General features: G+C 56.7%; 4 protein-coding genes and 1 pseudogene. All 5 read left to right on the forward strand.

Translation table 11 applies throughout. From position 1 onward, the window contains the following. Positions 1 to 492, forward strand: a pseudogene (locus PA598K_RS38425) (DNA polymerase III subunit gamma/tau); the annotation flags it as partial. 64 nt (positions 493 to 556) lie between these two features. After that, the gene (locus PA598K_RS31210) at positions 557 to 868 is read left to right on the forward strand and encodes a YbaB/EbfC family nucleoid-associated protein (protein WP_128660682.1); all 312 of its coding nucleotides are present in this window, start codon (positions 557 to 559) and stop codon (positions 866 to 868) included. Positions 869 to 921: 53 nt separating this feature from the next. Continuing rightward, positions 922 to 1,521 carry a recombination mediator RecR gene (recR, locus tag PA598K_RS31215; protein ID WP_128660683.1) on the forward strand — a complete coding sequence of 200 codons (600 nt, stop codon included), beginning with the start codon at positions 922 to 924 and terminating at the stop codon, positions 1,519 to 1,521. 186 nt (positions 1,522 to 1,707) lie between these two features. Next, entirely contained in the window at positions 1,708 to 1,983 is a 276-nt protein-coding gene (locus PA598K_RS31220; protein ID WP_128660684.1) for a DUF2508 family protein, read from the forward strand. Next, the gene (locus PA598K_RS31225) at positions 1,980 to 2,243 is read left to right on the forward strand and encodes a pro-sigmaK processing inhibitor BofA family protein (RefSeq protein ID WP_128660685.1); all 264 of its coding nucleotides are present in this window, start codon (positions 1,980 to 1,982) and stop codon (positions 2,241 to 2,243) included. Before PA598K_RS31220 ends, PA598K_RS31225 begins: the two co-directional genes overlap by 4 nt. Positions 2,244 to 2,408: the final 165 nt, after the last annotated feature.

Consider the following 2,408-nt stretch of genomic DNA (forward strand, 5'->3'; position numbering starts at 1 on the left):
TTCGGCAGCCGTGGCGGCAGCACCGGCGGCGGCACACTGCGGACGCCGGTCAAGCTGCATGGCTATGTCGCCGCAAAGGACAGCGAGGCGTGCCAGCGCATCCGCATGCAGTGGGGCGAGGTGCTGCAGCGGGTCAAGGAAGCGCGGATCACGATTCATGCCTGGCTGATCGATGGCGAGCCGGTATCAATAGCTGACGATACGGTGCTGATCGCGTTCAAGAACACGATCCATCGCGAGACGACAGAGAAACCGGCCCACCGCGAGGTAATCGAGCGGGTGCTCGAGGATGTATTCCAGAGGCCGGTCCGCTTCGTAACCGTGATGATGAAGGACTGGACCAACGCGGCTGAGGACGCGCCGGCTGCAGCCGAGCCGCTCGTCATGGAGGCGGAGGAGCCTGAGCAGGCAGCGAGTCAGCCGGAATGGATCGAGGAAGCGGTGAAGCTGTTCGGCGAGGAACTGGTGGTCGTAACCGACCAAGAGAAGTAAGCGGGAGCCGATGTCCGAGTCCGGCATCCATCCTGTCCACTAATCCAATGAGGTGAGCTAAGCGATGAATAACATGAACCAGATGATGAAGCAAGTGAAGAAAATGCAGGAGCAGATGCTGAAGGCGCAGGAAGCGCTCGAGGGCAAGACTGTCGAAGGCAGCGCAGGCGGCGGTGTCGTCACGGCTACGATGAGCGGTCATAAAAAACTGCTCGATATTAAGATCAAGCCGGAAGCAGTCGACCCGGACGATGTCGAGATGCTGCAGGATCTCGTACTGACAGCCGTCAATGACGCCATTACCAAGGCGGAGGAGCTGTCCAATCAGGACATGAGCAAGTTCACCGGCGGCATGAAGATCCCGGGGTTGTTCTAGGAACGACGGAATTGCTGACATAGCAATCCGGCAAGAGAGGAGCTGCGGCAGACGTGCAATACCCCGAACCGATAGCCAGATTGATCGACTCGTTCTCCAGACTTCCGGGCATCGGTCCCAAAACAGCGGCCCGGCTCGCGTTTTACGTCCTCCGGATGAAGGAGGACGATGTCATCGATTTCGCCAAGGCGCTGGTCAGCGTGAAGCGAAATCTTCATTATTGCTCCGTCTGCTGCAATATTACCGATATCGATCCTTGTCGCGTCTGTCAGGACAAGGCGCGCGATCGGTCGGTGATCTGCGTCGTGCAGGAGTCCAAGGATGTCGTGGCGATGGAGCGCACCAAGGAGTTCCTGGGCCAGTACCATGTGCTGCAGGGCGCGATCTCGCCGATGGAGGGAGTCGGGCCGGAGGAGATTCGGATCGCCGAGCTGCTCCAGCGACTGAGCGACGAGCAGGTCCAGGAGCTGATCCTCGCGACCAATCCCAATATCGAAGGCGAAGCGACAGCGATGTACATCTCGCGGCTGGTCAAGCCCTTCGGCATCAAGGTGACCCGGATTGCGCACGGCCTGCCGGTCGGCGGCGATCTGGAGTACGCCGACGAGGTGACACTCTCGCGGGCGCTGGAGGGCCGGCGAGAGCTGGGATAGCGGCGTTCACGCCGCGAGTAAGAGTGCGAGTAACATAACAGTTCAACGACGGTTCAGCCTAAGGCTGGGCCGTTTTTTATTTGCAGCGCCGTTTTGTTCCCTTGTACAGTATTCGGTTCTAAGAGAGAGTCGAGGTTAATAGAATGGTAACAGGAGCGGTATACCGGACAAGCGGGAGGGGTGCAGATGGATATGCTGCAGCGATGGAGCTTGATGAGGACAAAGGGCAGGGAGCGGGAGGAAGCGGAGCAGCAGGCGGAGGAGTTGTTAAAGGAGATTCAAGAGGCGCAGCAGGACTGGATTAATGCGAAACGGCATTTTGAGTATGCGGAGGGACAGGATCAGATCGATTATGCAATTTTCGCGATCGAGGCGGCGGAAAAAAGGTATGAGATGCTGCTAAGGCATGCTAAACGTATGGCTGTAAAAAAACACGGCTACGAAGGCAGTGAAGCCGGATGAATCTTGTATGGCTATCGTTGCTTGTCGTTTCGTCGCTATTGCTCGTCGGTGTCCTGGTTAAGCGGCGAATGTCCTGGTCATGGTTGAAGCGGTTCGGTCTGCATCTTACGATGGCCGCGATTGCCCTGTATGTGCTCAATTTTTCTGGATTCATCTCCGGCTTCTACATTCCGCTCAACCCGGCAACGATTGCTGTAGTGGTGGCATTGGGCGTGCCGGGGATTGCGATGATGGCGGGCTTGCAATGGCTTGTTCTGTAGAAGGGCATAACAGCTCGAAATGGACGAATCTATAGGCAGGGATACGAGCGGCGGACAGGGAACCCCTGATCCGTCCTTTTGTCGTAGCGTGTGATTTTAATCGGAGCAAAAAGAATTTTTAAAAAAGGGTTGCACAAGCCTAAGTATCTGTGCTATATTATTCAA

It is taken from the genome of Paenibacillus sp. 598K (assembly GCF_003851045.1).
Taxonomy (GTDB): Bacteria; Bacillota; Bacilli; order Paenibacillales; family Paenibacillaceae; genus Paenibacillus_D.